The 24,680-nt window shown below is 56.6% G+C and carries 21 protein-coding genes and 11 pseudogenes; 20 read left to right on the top strand and 12 right to left on the bottom strand.

The genetic code is table 11. The features are described from left to right. Positions 1-8: 8 nt before the first annotated feature. The 6 genes and pseudogenes from FE851_RS19580 (at position 9) to FE851_RS19560 (ending at position 5,343) form a co-directional block, all read left to right on the top strand. Positions 9-254, top strand: a complete 246-nt coding sequence (locus FE851_RS19580; RefSeq protein WP_145206233.1) for a hypothetical protein — start codon at positions 9-11, stop codon at positions 252-254. A gap of 56 nt (positions 255-310) precedes the next feature. Then, positions 311-694 (top strand): annotated as a pseudogene (locus FE851_RS19575) (transposase); the annotation flags it as partial. Further along, a pseudogene (locus tag FE851_RS26920) lies at positions 661-877 on the top strand (IS630 family transposase); the annotation flags it as partial. The pseudogenes FE851_RS19575 and FE851_RS26920, both read left to right, overlap by 34 nt. A gap of 79 nt (positions 878-956) precedes the next feature. Beyond that, positions 957-3,350 (top strand): TonB-dependent receptor, encoded by a 2,394-nt coding sequence (locus tag FE851_RS19570; RefSeq protein ID WP_145206230.1) that lies wholly within the window; start codon positions 957-959, stop codon positions 3,348-3,350. A 156-nt stretch (positions 3,351-3,506) separates the two neighbouring features. Next, positions 3,507-4,229 carry a glutathione S-transferase family protein gene (locus FE851_RS19565; RefSeq protein WP_145206227.1) on the top strand — a complete coding sequence of 241 codons (723 nt, stop codon included), beginning with the start codon at positions 3,507-3,509 and terminating at the stop codon, positions 4,227-4,229. A 139-nt stretch (positions 4,230-4,368) separates the two neighbouring features. After that, a complete protein-coding gene (locus FE851_RS19560; RefSeq protein ID WP_145206224.1) occupies positions 4,369-5,343 on the top strand; it encodes a zinc-binding alcohol dehydrogenase family protein in 975 nt (324 codons plus the stop codon). A gap of 34 nt (positions 5,344-5,377) precedes the next feature. On the opposite strand, the gene FE851_RS19555 is transcribed toward FE851_RS19560, so the two are convergent. Further along, positions 5,378-7,033 (bottom strand): long-chain fatty acid--CoA ligase, encoded by a 1,656-nt coding sequence (locus tag FE851_RS19555; protein ID WP_145206220.1) that lies wholly within the window; start codon positions 7,031-7,033, stop codon positions 5,378-5,380. 252 nt (positions 7,034-7,285) lie between these two features. Further along, positions 7,286-7,756, bottom strand: a complete 471-nt coding sequence (locus FE851_RS19550) for an AraC family ligand binding domain-containing protein (RefSeq protein WP_145206217.1) — start codon at positions 7,754-7,756, stop codon at positions 7,286-7,288. A 398-nt stretch (positions 7,757-8,154) separates the two neighbouring features. Here FE851_RS19550 and FE851_RS19545 point away from each other — a divergent pair, with 398 nt between their 5' ends. From FE851_RS19545 to FE851_RS19525, 5 genes and pseudogenes are all read left to right on the top strand, one after another. Continuing rightward, a complete protein-coding gene (locus tag FE851_RS19545) occupies positions 8,155-8,796 on the top strand; it encodes a TetR/AcrR family transcriptional regulator (protein ID WP_186378930.1) in 642 nt (213 codons plus the stop codon). A 227-nt stretch (positions 8,797-9,023) separates the two neighbouring features. Then, positions 9,024-9,218 (top strand): annotated as a pseudogene (locus tag FE851_RS26565) (IS110 family transposase); the annotation flags it as partial. Positions 9,219-9,346: 128 nt separating this feature from the next. Continuing rightward, positions 9,347-9,451: pseudogene (locus FE851_RS19535) on the top strand (IS5/IS1182 family transposase); the annotation flags it as partial. 356 nt (positions 9,452-9,807) lie between these two features. Beyond that, a pseudogene (locus tag FE851_RS19530) lies at positions 9,808-10,137 on the top strand (helix-turn-helix domain-containing protein); the annotation flags it as partial. Positions 10,138-10,391: 254 nt separating this feature from the next. Beyond that, the gene (locus FE851_RS19525) at positions 10,392-10,589 is read left to right on the top strand and encodes a helix-turn-helix domain-containing protein (protein ID WP_145206208.1); all 198 of its coding nucleotides are present in this window, start codon (positions 10,392-10,394) and stop codon (positions 10,587-10,589) included. Positions 10,590-10,905: 316 nt separating this feature from the next. Here FE851_RS19525 and FE851_RS26310 read toward each other — a convergent pair whose 3' ends face one another. The 6 genes from FE851_RS26310 to istB form a co-directional block, all read right to left on the bottom strand. Then, positions 10,906-11,235 (bottom strand): hypothetical protein, encoded by a 330-nt coding sequence (locus FE851_RS26310; RefSeq protein ID WP_186378928.1) that lies wholly within the window; start codon positions 11,233-11,235, stop codon positions 10,906-10,908. 419 nt (positions 11,236-11,654) lie between these two features. Continuing rightward, the gene (locus FE851_RS19510; RefSeq protein WP_145206200.1) at positions 11,655-12,383 is read right to left on the bottom strand and encodes a HipA domain-containing protein; all 729 of its coding nucleotides are present in this window, start codon (positions 12,381-12,383) and stop codon (positions 11,655-11,657) included. Next, the gene (locus FE851_RS26305) at positions 12,347-12,499 is read right to left on the bottom strand and encodes a hypothetical protein (protein ID WP_186378927.1); all 153 of its coding nucleotides are present in this window, start codon (positions 12,497-12,499) and stop codon (positions 12,347-12,349) included. The genes FE851_RS19510 and FE851_RS26305 overlap by 37 nt, the downstream gene beginning before the upstream one ends. Further along, on the bottom strand, positions 12,459-13,109 hold the full coding sequence (locus tag FE851_RS19505) for a HipA N-terminal domain-containing protein (RefSeq protein ID WP_145206197.1): 651 nt from the start codon (positions 13,107-13,109) through the stop codon (positions 12,459-12,461). The genes FE851_RS26305 and FE851_RS19505 overlap by 41 nt, the downstream gene beginning before the upstream one ends. Beyond that, positions 13,109-13,360 (bottom strand): helix-turn-helix domain-containing protein, encoded by a 252-nt coding sequence (locus tag FE851_RS19500; RefSeq protein ID WP_130754756.1) that lies wholly within the window; start codon positions 13,358-13,360, stop codon positions 13,109-13,111. The genes FE851_RS19505 and FE851_RS19500 overlap by 1 nt, the downstream gene beginning before the upstream one ends. A gap of 805 nt (positions 13,361-14,165) precedes the next feature. Continuing rightward, on the bottom strand, positions 14,166-14,969 hold the full coding sequence (gene istB / locus FE851_RS19495; RefSeq protein WP_222422982.1) for an IS21-like element helper ATPase IstB: 804 nt from the start codon (positions 14,967-14,969) through the stop codon (positions 14,166-14,168). Between the two features lie 140 nt (positions 14,970-15,109). Here istB and FE851_RS19490 point away from each other — a divergent pair. The 3 pseudogenes from FE851_RS19490 to FE851_RS19480 all read left to right on the top strand — a co-directional run. Then, a pseudogene (locus FE851_RS19490) lies at positions 15,110-15,331 on the top strand (transposase); the annotation flags it as partial. Between the two features lie 56 nt (positions 15,332-15,387). Beyond that, positions 15,388-15,609: pseudogene (locus tag FE851_RS19485) on the top strand (transposase); the annotation flags it as partial. A 56-nt stretch (positions 15,610-15,665) separates the two neighbouring features. Then, positions 15,666-15,887: pseudogene (locus tag FE851_RS19480) on the top strand (transposase); the annotation flags it as partial. 38 nt (positions 15,888-15,925) lie between these two features. On the opposite strand, the pseudogene FE851_RS27340 reads toward FE851_RS19480, so the two are convergent. From FE851_RS27340 to FE851_RS19460, 4 genes and pseudogenes are all read right to left on the bottom strand, one after another. Then, positions 15,926-16,021: pseudogene (locus FE851_RS27340) on the bottom strand (ATP-binding protein); the annotation flags it as partial. A 20-nt stretch (positions 16,022-16,041) separates the two neighbouring features. Further along, positions 16,042-17,553: an IS21 family transposase gene (gene istA, locus FE851_RS19470; RefSeq protein WP_145206195.1), complete on the bottom strand. Its 1,512-nt coding sequence runs from the start codon at positions 17,551-17,553 to the stop codon at positions 16,042-16,044. A gap of 162 nt (positions 17,554-17,715) precedes the next feature. Next, complete coding sequence (locus tag FE851_RS19465) at positions 17,716-18,666, bottom strand: alpha/beta hydrolase (protein ID WP_222422981.1); 951 nt, start codon at positions 18,664-18,666, stop codon at positions 17,716-17,718. Positions 18,667-18,881: 215 nt separating this feature from the next. After that, the gene (locus FE851_RS19460; protein ID WP_145206192.1) at positions 18,882-21,227 is read right to left on the bottom strand and encodes a TonB-dependent receptor; all 2,346 of its coding nucleotides are present in this window, start codon (positions 21,225-21,227) and stop codon (positions 18,882-18,884) included. A 587-nt stretch (positions 21,228-21,814) separates the two neighbouring features. Between FE851_RS19460 and FE851_RS19455 the strand changes: the two genes are divergently transcribed. From FE851_RS19455 to FE851_RS19430, 6 genes and pseudogenes are all read left to right on the top strand, one after another. Further along, positions 21,815-22,582: a CaiB/BaiF CoA transferase family protein gene (locus tag FE851_RS19455; RefSeq protein WP_186378926.1), complete on the top strand. Its 768-nt coding sequence runs from the start codon at positions 21,815-21,817 to the stop codon at positions 22,580-22,582. A 20-nt stretch (positions 22,583-22,602) separates the two neighbouring features. Then, positions 22,603-22,770 (top strand): hypothetical protein, encoded by a 168-nt coding sequence (locus tag FE851_RS19450; RefSeq protein WP_222422980.1) that lies wholly within the window; start codon positions 22,603-22,605, stop codon positions 22,768-22,770. A gap of 20 nt (positions 22,771-22,790) precedes the next feature. After that, positions 22,791-22,958, top strand: coding sequence for a hypothetical protein (locus FE851_RS19445; RefSeq protein ID WP_222422980.1), 168 nt, complete (start codon positions 22,791-22,793; stop codon positions 22,956-22,958). 24 nt (positions 22,959-22,982) lie between these two features. Next, positions 22,983-23,258 (top strand): annotated as a pseudogene (locus FE851_RS19440) (transposase); the annotation flags it as partial. A 146-nt stretch (positions 23,259-23,404) separates the two neighbouring features. Next, positions 23,405-23,851 (top strand): CoA transferase, encoded by a 447-nt coding sequence (locus FE851_RS19435; protein ID WP_145206183.1) that lies wholly within the window; start codon positions 23,405-23,407, stop codon positions 23,849-23,851. A 515-nt stretch (positions 23,852-24,366) separates the two neighbouring features. Then, positions 24,367-24,572 (top strand): annotated as a pseudogene (locus FE851_RS19430) (transposase domain-containing protein); the annotation flags it as partial. Positions 24,573-24,680: the final 108 nt, after the last annotated feature.

The raw sequence follows: 24,680 nt of genomic DNA, 5'->3' as shown, positions 1-24,680 counted from the left end.
ATCACGGCATGGAATTTGGCCCGCAACCCGAACTGATCGAATCCTCTCTCTGCCGGTCCATCGAACAGGCGGGCGTACGGCTGACCATCAACATCGTGCGGCTCGCCACCGAGCGCGGTTGGTCCCTCGAGGTCGTCAACGAGCACGGCACCTCGACGGTCTGGGACAATCTATTCCCCACCGACCGCGATGCCGATGCTGCATTCCGCGATGTGCTCGCTCAAGAAGGCGTCGAGGCCTTCTTCGGCAAGTAAGATGCCAAATCCTGCAGCGAACCGTCAGTAGCTGCGGTCCTCACCGGATGCATACAGGTGGTCGGCGGCGCACAGCTGATATGCGCGAGGTTCTCGATGCGAGGCTCTCCATTGCGACGAGCGGTTGTGCGTGGCGTCTGCTGCCAAATTGCTTCCTGCCGGTGTTGACGGTGCGACGCTACTTCTACGCCTGGCGGGATGCTGATCTGTTCGAAGCGATCAACACGGTGCTGGAAGTGAATCTGCGTGAGAGATTGAAGGGCGTGAGGCGTCGCCCACGTCGGGGTGATTGACAGTCAGCCTTTGAGACCACCGAAAGTGGCGGAATTGCAGGCTTTCATGCAGGCAAAAGGGTGAAAGGCAGGAAGCGCCATATGTTAAAGGACACCTGTGGCTTCCTGATGTTCATCCTCGTTCATCCGTGCAAGTGCTCATCAAGGCCGCAAGGGCGACCCTGCGCTGCCCCTCATCCTACAGCCCCGACTTCAACCTGGTCGAGAAAGCCTCCGCCCGCCTCAAGGTCATGTTGCGAACGGCCGGCGAGCTAACCGTCTCCGGCCTATGGGATCAAGCCCGCTGAGTGTGCCAATTACTTCAGCTCATTCGGATACGAATTGGAATGAGTGGAAACCGCTCTAAATCAACCGTATAACTCTATTTACTTGCTTAGAACGCAAGGAAGTATTATAGGCCAGGGGGGCAATGGCTAATTACAATGAGCGCGAGATGGCCGCGTGGTGCCGATCAAACCGGGAGGAAATGATGCGTTACAAGACATTGATTTGCTGCGGCGTTGCTGTGGGGGTTATGCAAGGGTTCTTGGCCACGGCCGCATATGCAGAGCAGCAGGCCGGCGTGGCCGATACTACGGATCAGGGTGACGGGCCGGCGGTCGGGGAAATTGTCGTTACTGCCCAGAAGCGATCAGAATCGATAAATCGCGTTCCGATGTCGATTACCGCAGCCACGGGCGCGCAACTGGAAGCTGCGGGCGTAGCACAGCCGCGTGACCTCATAAAAATCGCGCCTTCTTTCAGTTATTCCACTTCACAGGTCGATTCTCCGATATACACCATTCGCGGTGTCGGGTTCGCTGACATTGGATTGGGTGGAAGGCCCACGGTTAGCGTGTATGTGGACGAGGCACCGATCCCGTTTGCCGTCGAGACCAAGGGGACCGCGCTCGATCTGGAGCGCGTAGAGATCCTCAAGGGGCCACAAGGAACCTTGTTCGGGCAAAACTCGACTGGTGGCGCGATCAACTTCATTGCTGCCAAGCCAACCAACGAACTTCAGGCTGGCGGCGAAGTTTCTTACGGCAACTTCAATGCCGTCACGCTAGGCGGCTTCGTCAGCGGTCCTATCACTGAAACATTGTCGGCTCGCCTCGCTTGGGATCATGACAGTCGGGATCCTTGGCAGCGCAGCTACACAACAGGCGAGCGCAATGGCTCAGTAGATATCGGCAAGGGACGCCTGATCCTTGATTGGAAGCCAGACGCTCGCCTGTCGGTGTCGTTCACCCTCTCGGGGTTCATTGACCATTCCGAGGTGCAGGCAACGCAGTTGATCGGTATTGACCTCAACAATCCCGGTGTCGTGGCCTTCATTCCAGGCCTTGCCGACTACCCTCGTTCGCCCCGGTCAAACACAGCCGCCGACTTCACGTCGGGGAGAGACTATAATCGACACAATAGCTTCGGACAGGGTACATTGCGAACAGATTATTCACTGACAGATGGGCTGACTTTAACTTATCTTGGCACATATAGTCGTTTCAAGGAACGAGAGTTCCAGGATCAAGATGGCACCGTACTTGAAAATATTCATGCTTTGACTGTCGGAAAAATTTCCTCATGGTCGCACGAATTGCGTTTTTCGGGTGAATTGAACGACCGGAGTCATTTCGTTACGGGACTTGCTTATTCAACTGATTCTGTGACTGAATCCAACTTCGGATCATTAGGGCAAAGTACCAATGCGTATGCTTTTACCCCTCTTGGTCTTCCACCATATACCGGATTTACCAATTACGGCAGACAGAAAGCTAAAACATACGCTGTGTTTGGTAACGTAGACCAGTCTATTTTCGACACGGTCAAAATTTATGGTGGGTTAAGATACACTAATTTCCGTGATAATTTCTCTGGGTGCACAAAAGATCCTGGGGACGGGACTCTTGCAAGCGTGTTCAGCGCCATCTTCGGCATCACGCCTGCGATCCCGAATGGTGGCTGCATTACGCTTAATAATGTCATGTTCCAGCCTGCCTTTGTGCAGTCCCAGTTGAAAGAAAATAATCTGTCCTGGCGCGCCGGTGCGGAGTGGGCGCCCGCGCCCAGGACACTCATTTACGCGAACGTAAGTCAAGGGTACAAGGCTGGGGGCTACCCGCAGCTGGCCGCCACCGTCACAAGCCAGCTGTCGCCTGTCAAGCAAGAAGGGGTCTTGGCTTACGAAGCTGGCTTCAAAAAGTCGCTCTTCAATAGAACTCTGCAAGTGGACGGAGCTTTTTTTTATTACAAATATAATAACAAGCAAATTCTTGGCAAGGTGCAAGACCCGATTTTTGGTCTTCTTCTACGGCAGATCAATATTCCTAGGTCAGAAATTCTCGGTGCTGAATTTCAAGCAGCTTGGGCTCCTGATCGCCATCTGACTGTTTCCGCTGGCGGCTCCTACCTCAACACGCGTATCAAGGGCGACTTCATTACGTTCGGGGGCAACGGGCAGAGTCAGAATCTGCGCGGGAACCCCTTCCCCAATACGCCAAAATGGCACCTGGTTGCCGACATCAATTACAAATGGGATATTTCCGACAGACTTGACGGATTTGTCGGCGGATCGGCCAACTATCAGTCGGCAACCAACAGTCAGCTGGGCGCGGCGTCCATCTTGCGCGTCGATCCCTATACGCTGGTGGACTTGCGTGCGGGTATCGAAACGAAAGACCAGGCCTGGCGTTTCTCCGTCTGGGGTCGCAACGTGTTCGACAAGTATTACTGGGTAGGTGGCAACCGCCCACTGGACACGGTCGTACGCTTTGCCGGCATGCCCGCGACTTATGGTGTGACCCTGGGTTTCAAATATCGTTGAACGCGAGCGTCCTCGGCGAAGGACGCCCTCAAGCTTTGATGGCCTTGCGCTGGTAATCGGTCTTTCCGATCGGCTACCAGTTGCGGGCAAGCTACGAGCAAGCGCTTCCGGCAAAGGGCCTTATCCCCGCTGATCTCCTAAAACGGAAAGTCGTCCATGATCGAGTTTCACTACGTCCACACGCCCAACGCCCTCAAGGTCCGGATCATGCTGGAGGAAGTTGGGCTACCTTTTCAACGTATAGATTATGACTTGCGTAACGGCGATCACCTCAATCCCCATTTTCGTCGCCTCAATCCCAACAATAAACTGCCCGTCATTCAGGATCTTCAACCTGCCGATGGCGCGGGACCTGTAACGGTGTTTGAGAGCGGTGCCATTCTCATCTATCTTGCGGAAAAGACCGGCCAACTCTTGTCGTCAGACGCGCGCGTCCGAACAACGACGTTGCAATGGCTGATGTGGCAAATGGCAGGTCTAGGTCCGATGCTTGGCCAGTTTGCTCATTTCGCGCGTTATTCCCCTGAAGGGCAGCCTTACGCGCTTGATCGCTATACCCGTGAATTGGGCAGGCTTCTGAACGTCCTCGAATACCGGCTAGGCGAGGCTGAATTTCTCGCTGGTATTTATTCGATTGCAGACATTGCGTCGTTTCCGATCGCAAGCGGTCTTCTAAAGTTCGGCTACGACCTCTCCCCATATCCCCAGATCGAGCGCTGGATCACGGCCATCTCGGTCCGCGAGGCGGTCATGCGGGCTGACGATATCTCTGGAATACCCGCACGCGTTCTTGAAAATCCGCGCGATTTGTCTGCCGAGGAGTGGTCCAATCTCTATGGCGACAACATGATCAACGCCTCGCGAGGTGTTCCGGATTGATAGGAAACAACTGGGGGTGGAACCGTGCTGTGGATGACGGCAGCCGACGCGGCCCACGCTCGAAGCAAAAGCACGGAAGGCGCCCGCTTGATCCGGAAGCGAGTATTCTCATGAAGAAATTCAGAGGGAGAGCAGCATCATGAAAGCAGCGGTGTTCTATCGCCCAGGTCCGCCCGCGGTTTTGCGGTATGAGGAAATTGCAAGACCAATTTGCGGGCCCGGTGAGGTACTCGTCCGGATCGCAGCGATCAGCATCGAGGGCGGCGACATCTTCAACCGTAACGACATTGCCTTTGCTCGACCGATGGAGAGCCCTGCTCATGTTGTTGGCTATGCAGCCGCTGGTGAGATTGTTGAAGTCGGAACTGCCGTGCAACATCTTCGCGCGGGCCAGCGAGTGACAACGGTGGGATTGAACGGGTCCCATGCGGAATATCGGGCCGTGCCGGCGCATTGCGCATGGATAATCCCGGACCAGCTTGATTTCGCCACGGCTTCGGCCATCCCGACGGCCTTCGCGACCGCGCACGAGAGCCTTTTTGAGTATGGATCGTTGCGCGCTGGCGAAACGGTTCTGGTGACCGGGGCGGCTGGGGGTGTCGGCCTTGCGGCGATCCAGCTCGCGAAGCGCGCAGGTGCCCGTGTGATCGGCACCGCGTCGACCGATGATCGCCTGGTGCGCCTGATTGCCTATGGCATGGACGCCGGGGTCAATTCCCGGTCTGGCGGCATGGCGTCGGCTGTCATGGAGTTGACCGACGGACGCGGCATCGATCTCGTTGTTGAAGCGGTCGGGGGAAGATTCTTGCAGGAGTCGTTGCATTGCCTGGCCCAGCGGGGGCGGATTAGCACCCTCGGGGCGGCTTCGCGCGAGCCGATGCGCGTTGACATCATGCCCCTCCTCTTGGTCAACGGATCGATGACTGGCATTTACACGCCAAGCGATCTTGCAACGCCCCGGTTTCACGGACTTGTCCAATCGCTCATCGAACAGGTTGCGCGCCATGAGCTTGAGGTCGTGATCGATCGCTCTTTCGCCTTACGCGACGCCGCCGCCGCCCATGCCTATATCGAAGACCGCCAAGCTTTCGGCCGAGTGCTTCTCATTCCCTAGCCGCCGGCCTCTCGCATTGCCTGGACAAAGCCTATCATACCAATCGGGCGTCACCCGCGGTTTTATCCGGATCGGCAATTCGGTTGTATTTGATCCTCTCGCCATCCAAGTCGACGCGGAGGCGGCGCTTGTCGATCTTGCCGACGCTAGTCCGCGGTAGGTAGGACGCCATGGACCAGTATTCAGGAACCCATAACTTCGCCACCTGCGGGCGCAACCATGCGCGCAAGGTCTCTGCGGACGCCGTTGCCCCGGGGCGAGGAACGTATATCACCAGTGGCCGCTCCTCCCATCTCGCGTCGGGAACCGAGATGACCGCAACTTCGGAGATATCCGGATGCGAGGACAGAACATTTTCGAGGTCGACGGAGGAAATCCACTCTCCTCCGGACTTTATGAGATCTTTCACCCGATCGGTGATTTGGACGTAGCCGTGCTCATCAATTAGTCCCGCATCGCCTGTCTTGAGCCAACCGTCCTGCGAGAGGCAATTGTCGTCCGAGCCATGGTAGCGCGCAGTCACCCAAGGGCCGCGCAACTCAAGGTTTCCGATCGTCTTGCCGTCGTGGGGCAAAGATGTGCCCTGCTCATCAACAATGCGCACCTCCATGCCCGGCACAGGACGCCCGCTTTTCGCGCGCCATTCGGCAGCATCGTCCGATGTGCTGCCCGCGGGCGGGTGGGAAAGAGTGCACATGGGGCTTGTCTCGGTCATACCCCACCCTTGTATCAGCGGAATGTTCCAGTGCTCAGCTGTAGCCTTGATGAGGCGGGGCGAGACCGCAGAGCCGCCAGACAGCATGAGGCGGAATGAAGACATGTCAAGCGGCGCGGTCTCATGCGATCGTAGCAGGTCGTTCAGGATCGTAGGTACGGTCGCAGTTACGGTTGGGCACCCTTCCACAATCATCGCTCGGATCTTGTCGGGTTGCAGGTGTTGCGCCGGCAACAGGAAATTGCTCCCAGCTAACCAGCCGCTGTAAGGCAAACCCCACGCATTGGAATGGAACATCGGCGGAATTAGGAGTATGCAATCGCTCTCGCAGATACCAAACGTATCGGTGGCCATCGAAGCCAAGCTGTGCAGAAAGATTGACCGGTGACTGTAGACCACGCCTTTGGGATTTCCCGTCGTTCCCGAGGTATAGCAAACGACGGCGGCCGAATTTTCATTCAGTGCCGGCCATGAGGAGACCGGTTCGACGTTCGTTATAAGGGCTTCGTAAGCGGTGACTTTGCCGGAATAGGAGCCAAGGTCTGCTGTGCCGCCGACGAGGATCACATGTTCAAGGCAGGCAACCTGTGGCAGGATATCGACCACCTGTTGCGCAAGGCAAGCGTCCAGAATTAGGACCCGATCCCTCGCTTCGTTCATGATGAAGCGCATCTGATCGGCAGATAGCCTGACGTTCAATGTGTGCAAAACGGCGCCCATTGCGGGCACCGCTAGGTATGCCTCGAAATGCTCCTGATGATTCCAGCAATAAGTTGCCACCCGATCATTGTGCTTCACGCCCACAGTTGCCAAGGCGGTCGCAAGCTTGCGCGCGCGAAGCGCTACTTCTTCGTATCTCGCCCGACGAAAGTTCGCGCCATCAAAGGTAGAAATTTCTCGTTTCGCGTGATTGCGTGCGCCATGATCCACTATCATTTGGGTGGTCAACGGTGTGACCATCATGGTTGCTTTCATAAGATCCTCTGCATTTCGATTTATACTCGCGGGGGCATTTTCGCTGACATGATTTGCCCGCCTTATGGCGATGTCTAACTACTGATGACGAACGCAGACGGTGACGAAACAGCCCATCGTCACCGCCAATTGCGTCGATTTTGACAATTAATTACATGACGTCAGCAGATATCCAGAAATATTATTCTAATATAGCGTCAAACTAAACTAGATTCCTAAAAACCGAGATCGATGTGTATTGACGTATTTTTATCAAACCTCTTGGGACACCCATTCACCTTGTTCGTTCGGATACGTGGCAATATTCTTGATTTGCCCAGGGATCGTGATCTCGATAACTTCCAAGTCAGGCGAGGAGCTTATCTCACGATGCCGATTTTTGGGCAGTTGGAACAGCACCGATCCGGCTTCCACCCGTACAACACCGACGCCTTCAAATTCGTATTCTGCCCATCCGCGCGTAACGTAGGCCACTTGGTAGGCCCATTCATGCCAATGCCAGACTGTGGAATGGTCATCGACTTCGGGGTTTGCCCTGTAGATTTTCGCGCCTACCGCCCCTCCGCTCAACCGCTCGATATCGGTGTCGCGAACGAGGAACGAGGGCGCCTCTTTCAGGATTTTAAAGCTGTCCGGCTGAAGGTGCATGAAATGCTCCTTCGTCTGCAACCGCATCTCAGGGCTGGGAGGGGGCAACGGTGGATCATAACCGGGCTGTGACATCAAATATCTCCTAGAGTCGAAAGCGAGCGCCAAGCATAATACTTGCTTTGTGAGTTAGCAAGTACTTTGTCAGAAGCCGTGCCGTGTTGGCGAGCTCGTTTCGCTCAATCGGCTATGCAACAGGGCGAGCGTGGGCCGCGTTTCTCTGCAGCGCATATCGATCCTTACTAGTGTTATGTTATTAGCAATTGCCGCCTTCGAAATGGGTTCGAGCGACATGCAGAGATCGAGAGGGTGACGTGATTTCATACGAGCGACTCTGGTTCTTGCTTCGATTACCTTGCTAGTATATCGAGATAGTTTATCTCACCCCCTTCTTGATGAAAGTCGCTTTGCCTATGTCTCGTCCTCAACGTCGCACCCAAAGCGAACGCCGAGAGGAGGCCGAGCGGCGCATCATGGAAACGGCAGTGCGGCTCGTCGCGGTACGCGGCCTCGATGGTCTGAAACTGGCCGATATCGGGGTGGAAGCGGGTTACAGCCGTGGGCTCCCAGCTCATCACTATGGCACTCGCGCGAAGTTCGAAATAGCCCTTATCGAATTTATTCGCGACGAGTTTGAGTTCGAGATGGCGAAGGTAGATATCCCTCAAGGATTGGCAGGGCTTATACAGTTGGTGCGGACATTTTGCGATCCAGGAAAGGACGTTCTGTGTAAATCCGTCGCCCATATAGTTTTTTCTGATTTCCCATTGGGCAATGGAGATGAGCTGAAAGTAAAAGTTCTCGCGGATCTACGCGCAACTGTTCACAAATTGCTTGAACGCAGCATCTCTGATGGCATAAAATTAGGCGAGGTGCGCCCCGATGCTAATCCAAAACGGCTTACCTTTTTACTGTCAACCTCGATAAATGCGCTGATTAAAGAATGGTTGGCCGATCCGACAGTAAATTTGGTGGCGGTGGGAGAAGAACTCGTTCAGGTCCTTGTGAACGGCTTGGCCCCCCGGATTGCCACGCACAGTAAGGTCATACGATCAGTGGCGCAGCCACAGTCTCTTGATCTTCCTCGGTCGATCTCAGCTTCAGGCCATTCCTGATCTGAACTGATGGGGTGGATGCCTCCTTCGCCCGGCATCGTATGATGCCAGATCGGCGCGACTTTGCGCTGGAGAAGGAGGAGCACGTGACTGACGTTCACATTCTCGCGATCGACGTTGCCAAGCGCAGCTTTTAGGTCTGCCTGACCGCCGCGGGAAGTGCGGTTCTATTCAACCGGACGGTTTCGCGCGCAAAGCTCGAGATGATTCTGCACGAGCAGGCACTCTGTATTGTGGCGATGGAGGCGTGCGCGACGAGCCACTTCTGGGGACGGTTCGTACAAGGCTTGGGTCACGAGGTGCGGCTGATCCCGCCGATTTACGTGAAGCCGTTCGTCAAGCGCCAGAAGAATGATACGACGGACGCGGCTGCGATCGCCGAAGCCGCGCTGCGGCCGAACCTGAAGGGCGTGGCGGTGAAGTGAGGTGGTCCCGCTTTTCTGGGACAGGATGCTAGGGTCAGGACCTATTGATATGATTGGGTTTGTGTGATTCAGGCTCCGTGAGGAGACTGGATTTAAGCGACCTGTATTGGCTGACGGACGAGCAGATGGCGCGGCTACGCTGTCGCGATGCACCAAAAGATTATGGACCGCACAAGACGCTTTACAACCGCTGGAAGCGGTGGGGTGACAAGGGCGTATTCCTGCGGATAGATTTCGCACTTCGATCTAGAATCTACCCGCTTACAATCCGCCGGTGCGATAATAATAGGTATGTTAAACTCATCCGCGTCTGCCCTGAACAGATGCCTATGAAGCCAAGAGCATGTTGACCAAATCCCAGGGCATTTCATCGCAAATCGTGTAATGTGGGGTACTTAAGGGGGTGCTCGATATTTAAAATCTCAAACTTGGTGTATAAATCATAAGGTTATCAAAGGTAGTAGTTGACTTAAAGGTCCTACTCCCGCAACCAACTTATACCAGCCTTCAGTGAAGCTGACTCACGATGAGGATTCCCAAGGCGCTAAATTTCTGAATCTATGGTTTCCTGTTGGAGGGCATGGCCATGGGTGCAGCGATTGGTTTGCGGGACGACTTTGACGCGTTGAGCCTGTGGCGACTGGCGCGTGCGACAAGGAGCGCGAACCAGGGGCGACGGCTGTTGGCATTGGCGGAAATTTATGATGGCGGAAGCCGCAGCGATGCTGCGCGCATCGGCGGAGTGACGTTGCAGATCGTGCGCGACTGGGTGGTACGGTTCAATGCCCGAGGTCCGGACGGACTCCTCGACGGGAAGGCACCAGGCAAGCCCCCGTTGTTGAATGATGCCCAGCGCCAGGCTCTTGCGGCGATCGTTGAAAGCGGCCCAATCCCGGCGATTCATGGGGTTGTGCGCCTGTCTCTTATACACATCTGATGTGTATAAGAGACAGCCCAGCGCCAGGCTCTTGCGGCGATCGTTGAAAGCGGCCTAATCCCGGCGATTCATGGGGTTGTGCGCCTGTCTCTTATACACATCTGTACGGTTCAATGCCCGAGGTCCGGACGGACTCCTCGACGGGAAGGCACCAGGCAAGCCCCCGTTGTTGCATGATGCCCAGCGCCAGGCTCTGGCGGCGATCGTTGAAAGCGGCCTAATCCCGGCGATTCATGGGGTTGTGCGCCTGTCTCTTATACACATCTGTACGGTTCAATGCCCGAGGTCCGGACGGACTCCTCGACGGGAAGGCACCAGGCAAGCCCCCGTTGTTGCATGATGCCCAGCGCCAGGCTCTGGCGGCGATCGTTGAAAGCGGCCTAATCCCGGCGATTCATGGGGTTGTGCGCCTGTCTCTTATACACATCTAGATGTGTATAAGAGACAGTCATCGACCTTTGCTGCGAAGCATGGAACAGGCTGATCGATCAGCCCTGGCGCAGCATGACGATCGGACGCCGAAAATGGGCGCGTGGGTCGTGATCAATGCAGGTTGGTATTATCCTGCAAGTCTTGTGAAGACTGCAGGGCAAGATGCCCGCCAGACTCTACAACCAACTTGTCCAGCATGGACAGATCGGTTCGCACATCATGGTGCGACACGCCGCCGGCGACAAACTTTGCCTGCTCCGCTTCGGTTTGCTGCTTTTCCGTCGGCTCCCCGACACTTGGTTGAACAACCCCCGCTCAACGGCGTTCGGCAATCTGGAGGATACCTGCCAGATCACCATACATGTCTACGAGCAGCGCACTCTTGTCCTCGTTTGGCGAGAGAACAATTTGATCGATCAGCTTGCGAACAATCTCGGACGATTGCGTCGCATGCTCTGGGTCGTTGAGCGTTCCGATCAAATTCTGAACTTGGTTCCTAAAATGCTCCGCCATCGCAGGGTGCACCAGCGGCGGGGCTTCAGGTGAATTTGCCACAAGGTCTTTCAGCTCTTCCTTGCGACGCTGAAGGCCGTTGGCTTCTTCCTTGATGAGCGGTTGGATTGGGCGTGGTCCATTTCGTAGCATCGACCGGGCTCATACCACCGCCATCAGGCTTAAACACTCTGCAGGTATCACTTATGCAACGAGAGTTATCCAGAAGGGTATTTTGCGTCCCATCCATTCTACTATTTGGGTATGCAAACGATATATCCTCGTAGGCCACGCCGTTCAAATGCATGCGTGCCACAGTGTGCTGAAGCGTCGTAGCCCATTGCAGAATTTGGGTGACAGCCAATTCGTAGCTCTCAGAGCTGCCACTTTTACCTTCTCCTCGCATGGAACTGGTGACAGCATAGCTTAGCGCTGCGAACAGCGCTACGCCGAGCAGAATGAGAAAGAGGACGTTGCCGCGGTGAGAGCGCGTGTGATGGGAAGCCGAAGCCATTGTTCTGTAGAGCGTATCATCCTCCGGCTTGATCAATCAAGCCAGTGATAAATTAGCGCTACAGCTCATCAAAGGCCGTCTCCAGCAGGCGGAGTCGGGCCGGCAGGTTGGCCACGATACTGTCATGCACTTCTTTGGCGAAGTCGCCCGGCATGAGGGATAGGGCCTTGTCCGGCGCGTCCTCGGCGCGCTCAAGAATGTCGGTGATGGCCTTGGTCATGGGTGTCGGGCCGAGGCCTGCCGCTTTGCCTGTCTGGACAAAGTGGCGTCCGACCACTTCCAATATGCGGTAATGTCGGCTTTTCCCGACCGACATGGCCAGCTTGTATTTGTTGTTCGGGATTTGCCGCTTGTCGAAAGCGGGTTGCGCCGACAGCACATCGTAAAACGGCGTTAGGCTGTAGCGGCCTTCCGGCTTCAGGAAGACGCTGAAATTCTTGCCATGGCCGTCCGTCGCCCCGATCAGCCAGAACAGGATCTGGCTTTTGAAGAAATCCACCTGATCCTTCTGCGGCTCGTCCGAGCGTTGCAGAAGCGTCAGGATATCGGCGACGCCGGGTCCGCCATTGTTCTGGTATTTTTGCGTCGATGGAATGCCCATCGCTTGGCAGCAATCCTCTTGCGGCAGGCGCAGCAGATGCTGCGGATTGCGCCACCGCCGGTCGAACCGTTCGACCACCAGCACGCGCCGCTTACCGAACGTGACGATTTGAGTTTGCGCCACATCGAGGCCAAAAGCTTCGAGGAGCTTCAGGCAGTAATGCTCGTTATCGACACTGGCCGCCATATCAATCGGGCCTGTCTCTTATACACATCTAGATGTGTATAAGAGACAGGCCACGACCGGATCACCGCCTGTCTCTTATACACATCTAGATGTGTATAAGAGACAGTTATCGACACTGGCCGCCATATCAAGCGGGCCGAAGGCGGTCGGGATTGCTCCGAGTTGCGGCTTCAGGCGGTGGGTGGTCGGTGTTGTGCCAACAGGCCGCATCCACTGGCCTTCATGCCAGAGCAGAGCGGTTTTCTCCTGCGCGCCTGCGATGGAGATACGGAACTCCTGCTCCTTATCCACGCCGAGCGGTGCGGTCGCGAGGCTGGCAAGGATCGCTTCAATCTCTTCGTCGCTGACAGGTTCACCCTTCACATAGGGCTCTGCATCGGCTGGCCCTTCTTCGGGTATGAATTGCATCGCGCCGACGCAGTCGCGCCCAATGGCTTCCAGCAGGCTGAAATAGTCCGCCCCCTGCGCGCCCATCCGTTCCGCTACACGTCTGCGGACGTGCGGATTGTCTGGCAGCAAATTGTCGAAGACGGCCACGACCGGATCACCGCTATAGGCCGTCTCGCGCAAGGGGAGCGATAGCGAAATCGCAAAGGCCGGACTCCAGTCGAGCCAGCTCCGATCATACTGAAAGCTGACCGCCCCGTTTGCTTCCTTGAGCAACCTTCCGACAAGACGGTTGTTGATCAGCACGTTGAGAGGCGCGTGGGTCTTGCGGCGTGCCATCAGAAGATGTCCTCGATATCCTTCGCCGGTCGCCCGGAGCGGGTATCGACCACCAGTTCAAGATCAAGCGCGGCGAACAGTGCATAGATCGACGACAGCTTGGTGCCCTCGTGCCCGGTCTCAATCTTGGAGATCATTTCCTGACGCAGCCCCGCTAGATTGGCGAGGTCGGTTTGCGTCAACCCGCGCTGTTTGCGCGTGCGCTGAATGAGGTTGCCCAATTGGCGGGGTGAGCGTGCGATATGTGACATAGGAATCTCCTGCATCACATTACGCCGAAAATCGCATAAAAGTACAATATGCTATTTTGAACATAAAACCTCCTTATGCGCTTTCTGGCATAAAGAGCGTTTATGCGCATTTTAGCATAGGGCGGATTAACGCGATCTGCCGTGATCCTTGTCAGACGATGGCGTCACAATCGACCGGAATTCCCGGTCAGTCGCGCCGAGCCTATTCCCATCTAGAGGATACCGGGGCGAGCGAATGGCGACAGCCTGCGCCGTTGCTCTGTCATAGCGCTCGAACTGCTCATGCATCTCCGGATACTCCTTCAACATATCGTCAGCTGAGCCACAAGCCACATGCCGATCACTATGACTGGCCGTAACGTCCGCTGCCTAGGAGCGGAAATCCTGATAAATTCCCATTAAAATTGCGCGTCTGTGCTGGCTTTGATCCATTGAACTTCCCCCCAGATATCAGCGATCCCGGCCTTGAGACTTCCCCTGATCGTTCACAATCGACCGGAACGCCCGATTGACCTCACTCGCCTTGCCGACCTCTCGCGGCGGTTTTTGGGGACGCGGATCGGCGGAGCCTCCCGTCCCATTTCCATCGGCTGCGGGACTCTAATGCCTGACATACCCGGAGAGGCCAGCGGGGATTGAGAACGCGGATGTTTTGCGGTGGTGGCATGCGCTGCTGTGTGTTGTTGTCAACGGCGGTCAGATTCCAGGCCATCGGGGCGGAGTAAAAGCAGGCCACTGCGATGCGGGCCTGACGATATGAAGAGGGCTCCGATCGGGGCCCTCTTCATATCATTGTCGTCATTGATCAGGTGGCGGTGATCTCGCCAGTGTCCGGATCGACGACCGGATTGGCCTGGTTTTGCTCCGCCCCCGCAGCACGGCGGCGGGCGGACTGCTTGAGGCGGTAGCTATCGCCGTTCATGGCCAGGATGCTGACGTGGTGCGTGAGCCGATCGAGCAGCGCGCCGGTGAGCCGCTCGGATCCCAGGACCTGCGTCCAGTCCTCGAACGGCAGGTTGGATGTGACGATCGTTGATCCCCGCTCATAGCGCTGCGAGAAGGTCTCGAACAGCAGTTCAGCGCCTGTGGGCGAGAGGGGAACATAGCCCAGTTCATCGACGATCAGCAGCTTCACCGCTGCAAGATCGCGCTGCATCTTGAGCAGTCGCTTTTCGTCCCTCGCCTCCATCAGCTGGTTGACCAGGGCAGCGGCGGTCGTGAACGCGACCGTGAAGCCTTTCTGGCAAGCCGCCAGTCCCAGCGCGAGCGCTACATGTGTCTTGCCGGTGCCGCTATTGCCCAGCGCGATGATATTTTCCCGCCGCAGGATGTATTCGCAGCGGGCCAGCTCCAGCACGAGCATTTTGTTGAGGCCTGGAATGGCCGTGAAGTCGAACGTGTCGAAGCTTTTCACCGCCGGGAACCGCGCAGCCCGGATCCGGCGCTCCACAGTGCGGCGCTCACGATCGATCAGCTCAAGTTCGATGAGGCGAAGCAGGTATCGGCTATGATCGACCCCGTCGCGTGCACATTCACGCGCCAGCTTCGTTAGCGTCCGCGCTCGTGGTGTAATTTCCGGTGTAGATTGAGGTCTGTCTCTTATACACATCTAGATGTGTATAAGAGACAGACCTGGCGCAATGGCTACCGTGACCGCAGCCTTGATCCCCGGCTCGGCACGCTTAACCTGAGATGTGTATAAGAGACAGAGTTACCACACTTCACACGTCCACCGAGGAGTTGATCCCGATGACCGACGACAGACTACCGCTTGCTGAACTGAGGGCGAAGACCGGAGATGGAGATTTCCTGCGCACGATCGCCGAGAGCGTGCTGCAGATCATTATGGAGGCCGATGTCGACGGTCGCGTTGGCGCTGGCCGGCACGAACGCTCCGGCGAGCGCACGACCTGGCGCTATGGCTACCGTGACCGCAGCCTTGATCCCCGGCTCGGCACGCTTAACCTGAGATGTGTATAAGAGACAGAGTTACCACACTTCACACGTCCACCGAGGAGTTGATCCCGATGACCGACGACAGACTACCGCTTGCTGAACTGAGGGCGAAGACCGGAGATGGAGATTTCCTGCGCACGATCGCCGAGAGCGTGCTGCAGATCATTATGGAGGCCGATGTCGACGGTCGCGTTGGCGCTGGCCGGCACGAACGCTCCGGCGAGCGCACGACCTGGCGCTATGGCTACCGTGACCGCAGCCTTGATCCCCGGCTCGGCACGCTTAACCTGAGATGTGTATAAGAGACAGAGTTACCACACTTCACACGTCCACCGAGGAGTTGATCCCGATGACCGACGACAGACTACCGCTTGCTGAACTGAGGGCGAAGACCGGAGATGGAGATTTCCTGCGCACGATCGCCGAGAGCGTGCTGCAGATCATTATGGAGGCCGATGTCGACGGTCGCGTTGGCGCTGGCCGGCACGAACGCTCCGGCGAGCGCACGACCTGGCGCTATGGCTACCGTGACCGCAGCCTTGATCCCCGGCTCGGCACGCTTAACCTGAGATGTGTATAAGAGACAGACATTGACGGACGCGACCCCCGCTTCTCATATTCTCGCAGCACAGTGGGGAGTTTGAGTTGCTTGAGATGATGCGCGAGCAGGACCTGCGGCGTCCCCGCCATGGTGCCAGTGGGCATCTTGTCCTCTGCGACCTGGTTCATGCCGCCAACTCCTGAGATGTTTGGGGCACGAGTGCGGCATAGTCGGCGGCACGCGTCGTCTTCACGTCCATTTTCGGCAGATGGGGATAGGCTGCCAGATCCAGGCGGGCGGGCCGCCGTTCGATGCGCGCCAGCGCGATCTGCTTGACCGCATCGAAGCCGATTGCGCCGATAAAGATCGCCTCGTTCACCGCGAAGGTGACGATCTCCATCGGTATCGCCTCCAACAGGCGTAGGATCTGGATGAACTCGCGCTTGCCCTTGTTGCCCATGCGCGCCTCAAGGAGGTGACGCATATGCTGGAACGCTTGCGGCAGAGCCCAGTCCTGCAGCGCGGCGGCCTGATCAAGCGCATTGGGCTTGGTTTCGATCAGCGCCAGATAATGCAGCGGGTTCGCCACAAACATGGCCTCACCATAACAGCGCGGATGTCTGGCGATCTCCTCATTGCCACATAGGATGACCACCGTGTCGACGAAGCCCTTCACCATGACATCCTGGAAGCCGTAACGGGTCGGCACCGAGTAGTCGTTGGTCCGGTAGCGCACCAAGGCGGTCGACGATACGCGAGCGGCCCTGGTCTCGCACGGTTCGAACTGCCCTGCTGGCAATGCCCGCATCGTCGCCAGATCGGTCAGAAGCCGTGTGCCGATCGTCTCGCTGTGCCGGCCAGCCCGCTCTTCCTGACGGGCCCGACAGCGACCCAACAGCTCATCATTGAAGTCATCGAAGCTGGGGGCATGCGGGATCGGCACCATGAAGTGCGATCGGGCGTGCTTGACCAAGCCTTCCACCTTCCCCTTGTCGTTCCCCTTTCCAGGCCGACCAAAGCGATCGGTAAAAAGATAATGGCTGACGAGCCCGGTGAACGCGCGTGTTCGCTCGCGCTTCCCATCGCCGCAGATCCTGGCAACCGCGATCTTCATGTTATCGTAAAGGATTGACAGCGGCACACCGCCAAAAAAGGCGAACGCCGATACATGCCCGTCCAGAAAGGCCTCGGTCGTCTCCGCTGGATAGGCCTTCACAAAGCAGGCATCCGATTGCGGCAGGTCCATGCAAAAGAAGTGCATTTTCCGGCGGACACCATCGATCACGCCTACCGCTTCGTCAAAATCCACCTGTGCATGTCCTGGCGGGTGCGCCAGCGGCACGAACGTCTCGCGTCCCCGCGCCCGGCACAGCCGGACATAATCCTTTACGACAGTGTAGCCGCCGCCAAAGCCATGCTCGTCGCGCAGACGTTCAAAGATCCGTTTGGCGCTGTGCCGCTGCTTCACAGGCGCAATGCGATCCGCTGACAGGATCGCGTCAATCACTGGCAGCAGCGGCCCCAACTTCGGCTTCGCCACAGGCTTGGTCCGCGTGTAGCCGGGCGGCAGAGAAAACCGGCACATCTTCGATATCGTCTCGCGGCTCAGTCCAAAGACCTTCGCCGCCTCGCGCTGGCTGTTACCTTCAACAAAAACAAAGTGCCGAACGGCGGCGTAGCTCTCCACGGCAAACATCCCCGGCCACCCCCCTTAAAAGGAGCAACCTATCCAATGGCTGGTTTTTAAACCGCCACGCTCAGCAAATCGCTGGCGTTCCATTGGCCTGGTTTGTCACCGCCCTCTACAGCAACTACAGATTCTGACCCTAGCGGCACTTTTGCACCGCCAGAACGCCCCTTACGGGTATAGATGCCGCCTCAGCCAGTCCTTTGCATCGCGATTGGCCTGAAGCGCCACCAAGGCCGTGGGGTGCAAGTAGAAGCCGTGAATCGCGCCCGGATATACGTGCAGCTCGGTTCCCACTCCGGCCCGAACCAGCCGCGCCGCATAATTGATGTCCTCGTCGACGAAAAGATCGAGCGCACCAGTCGAAACAAACGCCGGCGGCAAGCCGCTCAGATCGACGGCACGCGCGGCAGCAGCATAGGGTGAAACGGTCGCTGCGCCTGGCGCATGCCCAAGGTAAGAGCGCCAGCCAAAATCGTTGCTGCCGTTATTCCACACAAATCGACCGGCATGCGGATGCGGCTCCGCCGTGCATGTGCGATCGTCCAGCATCGGATAGACCAGTTGCTGAAATGCGAGCGGATACACGCCGCGATCACGCGCCAGCAGAGCCAGCGCTGCGGCAAGGCCGCCACCCGCGCTCTCGCCGAGCAATCCAATCCGCGCCGGATCAACGCGGAGTTCCTTGGCATTCCCGTACAGCCAGGCAAGCCCGGCATAACAGTCTTCAAGTGGCCCGGGAAAAGGCGTTTCGGGCGCAAGGCGATAATCCACACTAACGATCATGCAGTTGAGGTCCACGACCATTTGTCGGTGGATCGGCTCATGACTTGCGGCGGTGCCGCAGATATAGCCTCCGCCATGAATATGATAGATACATGGCAAAACATCGTCCGCACGATCTGCCGGACGGTAGAATGTCAATGGAATTTCCGGGGTTGCGTCGGTACCCGGGACGAGCATCACCTGCTTATCGACGTAGTCAGGGCTGACGATTTCGCCAAGCAGCAGTTCGCCGGAAGCGCGGATAGTGTCCAACATAGTCGCGTCCACCGTCATCGAAGGCCATTTCTCGAGCATGTCAAGCAACTCGGGGTCGATGGACTGATCGCTATCAATCATGTTACGATATCCCCTCAGTCTATAGGTCCATGACGTCTTGGATCATTCGGCGGCGAACTTGCAGATGGCCTAGATCGTTTCCCGGTATATATGTATGAACGCAATAATTGCGTCATCGTATTCCCTTACTATTTCCTAGGATTTGGCTACCTCCACCATTTCCCTCCCCAGACGAGCGTGCTTGGTATTGCCAAGCACGCTCGCGGAAGATGGAATTAGAAACTGTATCCGACCCTTAAGCCATAAGTGGCGGGACGCTGATAGGATTCGTTGGCACCACTATTATTGTAGAAATTGGCCAGCATGACCCTTGTGCTAGTGATATTCGTTCCCCAACCCGTGACGGTGAGGCCGGGCACCGCCGCAGGCGAGAAGGAGGCGCTCAGGCCAAGAGTTGCATAGGCCTTCTGATCGAAGACATTCCCAACATCGTAGAATATCCGCTCTGAAGCATATCCATTCGCTGTAAAAGAGAACGTGCCCAGGTCCAGCTCTTTTGTGTAGGTTGCGGACAGAGATGCCGTTGCTTTTGGTGCGCGCGGCATTTGTTTGCCTGTCGCAGACATGACTGGAGTTGTGTCTAAACTGGTATTCGTTCCGTTATAAACGTTCCATGTTGCGTTTGGATAAGATGAGAAGGTAGCATCTAGTACCGAAATCGCGCCAGTCACTCGCAATTCGCGGCTCAGCCTTGCGTCCAGAGTAAGTTCGGCACCGTACATTTTTCCTTGCGCAGCGTTCGATAGCCTGCCGAGCGAGGTTGTCGGGTTTGGCGGACACGGCGCTACAAAGCATGCATCTTGGAAGGTCAGGATCTGCATATCCTTCAGCTTATTATAAAAAATCGCGAAATCGACATTGACCCTGGAGCTGATCGCCGATTTCAAGCCGAGCTCGAAAGCGGTAATTTTTTCCGGTTCCACGGATGTTGGGAAGGAACAGCTTCCGGGAACCGTGACGTTCGCCGCAGCGCAAGATTCCGGACTCTGTGCAAACGGAATTGTCGTATTGTCAAGATTGCCGCTTTTGAACCCGGTGCTGTAGGTGAAATACAAGTTTGAATTCGGGTTAACCTTGTAGCGTATCGATGCTCTCTGCGTCACACTATTGAAAGTGCGACTACCCCAGTCATAACGAAGCCCGTCCTCTTGGGATACCACACCCGGGAGAATAGACCCCTTGAGATTGCGCTTTTCGCTGCTGTATCTCAGTCCGCCGATAATGCTGAGGTCATCGGTCACTTCAAGAGTTGCTTCGCCGTAGAAGGCATAAGCATGGGTTTTTTGCTTACCAAATAGCGTCACATCGGAACTGGTACCCGGGAGGTCGGTACGCGAGACAGTCGGATCCCAGCCGTTATTGTTGAAATAGTAATTTGCCCCGGCAACAAAGCTGAATCTGCCGAATTTACGCGAGGCAAAGTTGGCTTCCGCCGACCACGACTCATCGTAGACTCCAGAGAAAAAATTAACGCCGTTGAAACCGGGAATGGCCCCGGCAAATGCCGGAGATGTCGTAAGGCTTGAGGATTCATCCCAGCTGCCGATAATGGTGAAGTCGCCTGCGGATGTATTCTGATTGATTTGAAGGCTTACCCCTTTGGCTTTGACATCCTCAGTTTGACGCACATTTGATGCCACTTGATATGGCTTCTTGGGGACGATCGCGCCAGGATAGGCGTTGGCCGCGGTTACATCATTGCGAGGAAAAAACTGCACCGTTTCGGCACCGAGGTGCCGGCTTTTAAATGCATTCAATACGATCCTGGTATCGCTGGTCGGGGTGAACAGGATCTTCCCCCGGACCAGATAATTTTTGATGTTCTGCAGAGGAACGTCCGGGACAAGGTTCTCGAAATAGTTATCGGCAGTCTCCCGGAAACCGCTCACACTGATCGCGAGTTTGTCTTCGATAATGGGCGTTGTGATGAAGCCCTTCATAGTGAAGGTATCAAAGTTGCCGTACCCGACGCTTACCTCGCCGCCGAGGCGGTCCAAATTCGGGTCTCTTGTGAAGACTTGAATGGCACCGCCCGTGGCATTTCGGCCGAACAGCGTTCCCTGAGGACCTTTTAACACATCGACTCTGCTGACATCCGGCAAATCAAATGTCCCTGCGGCCAGGTTGGAAATATAGACGTTGTCGACATAAGTGGCCACGTTCGCTTGAGCGCCTGCCACCGTTACAAAAGTGGTAACACCGCGAATGGCGGGGATCGTGGCGTTGCCAACGCGCTCCATTCGAAGCCCGGGCACGGAATTGGTCAGTTGGAGATTGTTCGTGACGCCCGACCTTGCAAGGGCATCGCTCGATAGCGAACTGATGCTGATCGGGACGTCTCGGATGTTCTCGTCCCGCTTTTGCGCCGTAACAATGATCTCCTCGAGAGCGATGTTATCGCTGGAAGTGGTTGCCTGACTTTCGGCGGCAACCGCTCCAGAGACCGGCGCAGTTTGCGAGCTGGTTCCCTGCGCCCATGCCGGGGTGGCGACCAGTATTGCCGCTAGAGATGTGCTTCCTAATACCGTCAAATGGCGGCGTTTCTCGCCCAGTTTACGCATTTTATCCCCTCCTCCACTATTTAGCCAGGTTTGGTGTGCAGACCTGATGTGCTCAAAGACCGACCAACGCGCAAAATCCGGAAGAAAAATTTATCGCGCCTGCTTCGCCGAACGCCTAGACGCCGGATCCAAAATTAAGACCAGTAATATCAGTTAGTTAAATTGTCACCCAAGCCTGTCGTCGATTCAGGTTTTTTTCAAATTAACAAGGATCAGCATGTGGGCCGATACCACTCGGGCGCCGCCCCGCAGATTGGATCCTTAAGGCGAGGCGTCGCTTCAGCTTCCCCATGACACCTCAAGTTTCGGGATCGATTGTGATCGGAACAGTAAGGGGGCACGCTTGGGGGCGTGACACTGAGCTCCAATTGCCTGATCGACATCCTGCGCTTCGTTCGCTCACTTGCCAGCAAAAGAAAGCCGCGAGGCCTCGCTCTCCAAATACAGGCGAAGTACCGCCGCCTGCCAATGGGTGGAAAATGGATTATCGCCGCAGTGCGGATGGCGGAATTCCCAGATCGGACGGTCTTAATCCGCAACGAACCACGCGCGGATGCATCCGATGGCATCCATTTACGGATTATGATATGACCAACTCCACGTCTTCTGCAACCTTGGGGCCTTGTGCCGGCATCCGGATCGTCGACATGTCCTCCATGATCGCAGGACCGTTTTGCAGTCAGATACTGGCGGACTTGGGCGCAGAAGTGATCCGCATCGAATCTCCCGGCAGCGATCCAATGCGCGCCAAATATCCAGTCTACAACGGTATGAGCGCGATGTTCGAGCAGATGAACCGCGGCAAGAAAAGCGTATGCATCGATATCAAAAGCGCCGAGGGCCGGCAGCTTATTTACGACCTTGTCGCTAATGCCGACATGTTTCTGCAGAACAGCCGGCCCGGCGTGATGGAGCGATTGGGGTTTGGCTATGACAGGTTAAAGGAAATCAACGAAAGGCTGATCTATGTCTCGGTTAGCGGCTTTGGAGAAGTCGGCCCCTACGCAAGCCGCCCTGCTTACGACATGATGATCCAAGGTCTCACCGGCTTCATGCCCACGCAAGGCGGAGATAAGGATCCTGAGCCCATTCGCACCACGCTGGCCGACCGGGTTACCGCGATGTGGGCGTCGCACGCGGCGCTGGCGGCGCTGCTGCACCGCGAGCGCACGGGCGTGGGCCAGAAGATTGTCATCGACATGGCCTCGGCTTACGCCTCGTGCATCGTTGTCGATCAGATGCAAAACCACACCTTCCAGTCGGTGGAGCTGGAGAAGATCGACCTGAACCTGGGGTCTTACCGCAGCCTTAACAGGCTGCGGAAAAAGGCGCTTGCCTTGATGTGGCATTGCTGATTCCAGGATCCCGTAGAGATGTGTATAAGAGACAGGCCTCGGCTTACGCCTCGTGCATCGTTGTCGATCAGATGCAAAACCACACCTTCCAGTCGGTGGAGCTGGAGAAGATCGACCTGAACCTGGGGTCTTACCGCAGCCTTAACAGGCTGCGGAAAAAGGCGCTTGCCTTGATGTGGCATTGCTGATTCCAGGATCCCGTAGAGATGTGTATAAGAGACAGGCCTCGGCTTACGCCTCGTGCATCGTTGTCGATCAGATGCAAAACCACACCTTCCAGTCGGTGGAGCTGGAGAAGATCGACCTGAACCTGGGGTCTTACCGCAGCCTTAACAGGCTGCGGAAAAAGGCGCTTGCCTTGATGTGGCATTGCTGATTCCAGGATCCCGTAGAGATGTGTATAAGAGACAGGCGCGAGATGGAGGTCACCCCGCACGTAGCCCAGAACAACACCAACCGGCGCTCCGCCATCGACAGGCGCACGACACGCCATCCCGGCTACGGCCTCTCCCAGAAAATCCGCAAGCGGATCGAGGAGGTGTTCGGATGGACGAAGACCTGCGGCCCCATGCGAAAGACCCGCCATCGACGCCAGGACCGCGTCGGATGGTCCTTTACGCTCACCGCTGCCGCCTCCAACCTCATCAGACTGCCAAAACTTCTGGCCGCGGCCTAATCGTGTCGCTCCCGTCACCACGACCGCGCCAACGTGGCCGGTAGCTCCGAATTTCACCCTGAAACGCGCGACCGACCAGTCCCCCTCCTTCGAACGCAGATCGACGGTGACCACTGCGGCGCCTTTTTCCGCAGCCTGTTAAGACATTGGACGGGGCTGCGATCGGAATGGTGCTTCAGTCCGCCCAGTTCAATCGGTTCGTCAATGCTCTCAATTGCACAGACCTGATCGACGACGAGCGTTTTTCCGATCCCATGCAGATTCTTCGGCACACCGATGCGCTCTATGATCGCGTCGCCGACACCGTTTCACAAATGACGACACAGCAATTCATCGCGCTGATGGACGAGGCGGAAATCCCGTTCAGCAAGGTCAACACGATGGAGGAGTTCGTCGAGAGCGACGAAGCGTATCATTCCGGCGTGTTCGTCGACTTCGAAGACCCCGTCTGGGGCAAGATCAAGCACATCAACTATCCCGGAAAGTTCGAGCGCTCACCGGCCAACGCCAGGCATCGCGCGCCGATACTTGGAGAGCATAACGAAGAAATCAAAGATCTGCTCGCCCGGTGTGCGAAAAAGTCCACTGGCTGATTGACCCTCGTGTCGGCCTTGTTCGCTCGTCGTAGGACACATCGGCCAATTCCGAAACTGGCAGGTTAAACAAGATGGGGCTTGCGATAGTTCACGCACTTGCGAGGGGTGCTGTTGATGCTATTAGCGATGGCTTGGATTTCCTTATCCGACAGCAACGCCATGTCCGTGTCAGACGGCAGGAAGCGCCGCATTCGACCGTTGCTCTTTTCTACGCTGCCCATTTGCCAGGGTGCCGATGGCAGGCAGAATAGCTCATCTTCGCGCGCTTCTGGAGTGTCGCAACGGAAGCAAATTCCATTCCCCGGTCAAGGTAATGCTCTGACGCAGGGAAGGGGGAAAGACGTGTAAGTGGTGCTGGGTTCCCGTCGATCGCTTTCCTGACGTCCAGCGCGAACTCCATAGCGGCGGGCATCGATTCATCAGCGACCAGCGCGCCGATTGCTCGGTTAACGGGTCAGCCTGCGTTCGACGGACAGTGGCGTTCGCCGCGAGCCTTCTAGGCTCGGCTGCACAAATATCAGCTATTCTGCAAATCCGACCAAGGCGGCCAGCCAGCGCGGCCGCTTTTTCACTGATCCAGACCCATCGCCTCAACGATGTCGCCCCGCAGGCATGGCTCGTCCACCCCCTCGCACGCATCGCCGATCATCCTTTTAGCCGTCTGGACGAATTGCGCCCGCGGATTTTGCAGACCGCTCAGGTCACCCTCGCCGCCTGATACAACTTTGCCGCGTTCCCCGGCATATGCTTACGCCGAAATCGCCAGTCGGAACTCTAAAAGCGCTGGCCGTCCGGGATTGGGGCGACGGCCTGGAAACCAGTCTCA

The sequence above is a fragment of the Sphingobium sp. B2 genome (assembly GCF_007693735.1).
Classification (GTDB): Bacteria; Pseudomonadota; Alphaproteobacteria; order Sphingomonadales; family Sphingomonadaceae; genus Sphingobium; species Sphingobium xenophagum.
Note: the sequence above shows the minus strand (reverse complement) of the source record. Positions and strands in the feature narration are given on the sequence as shown.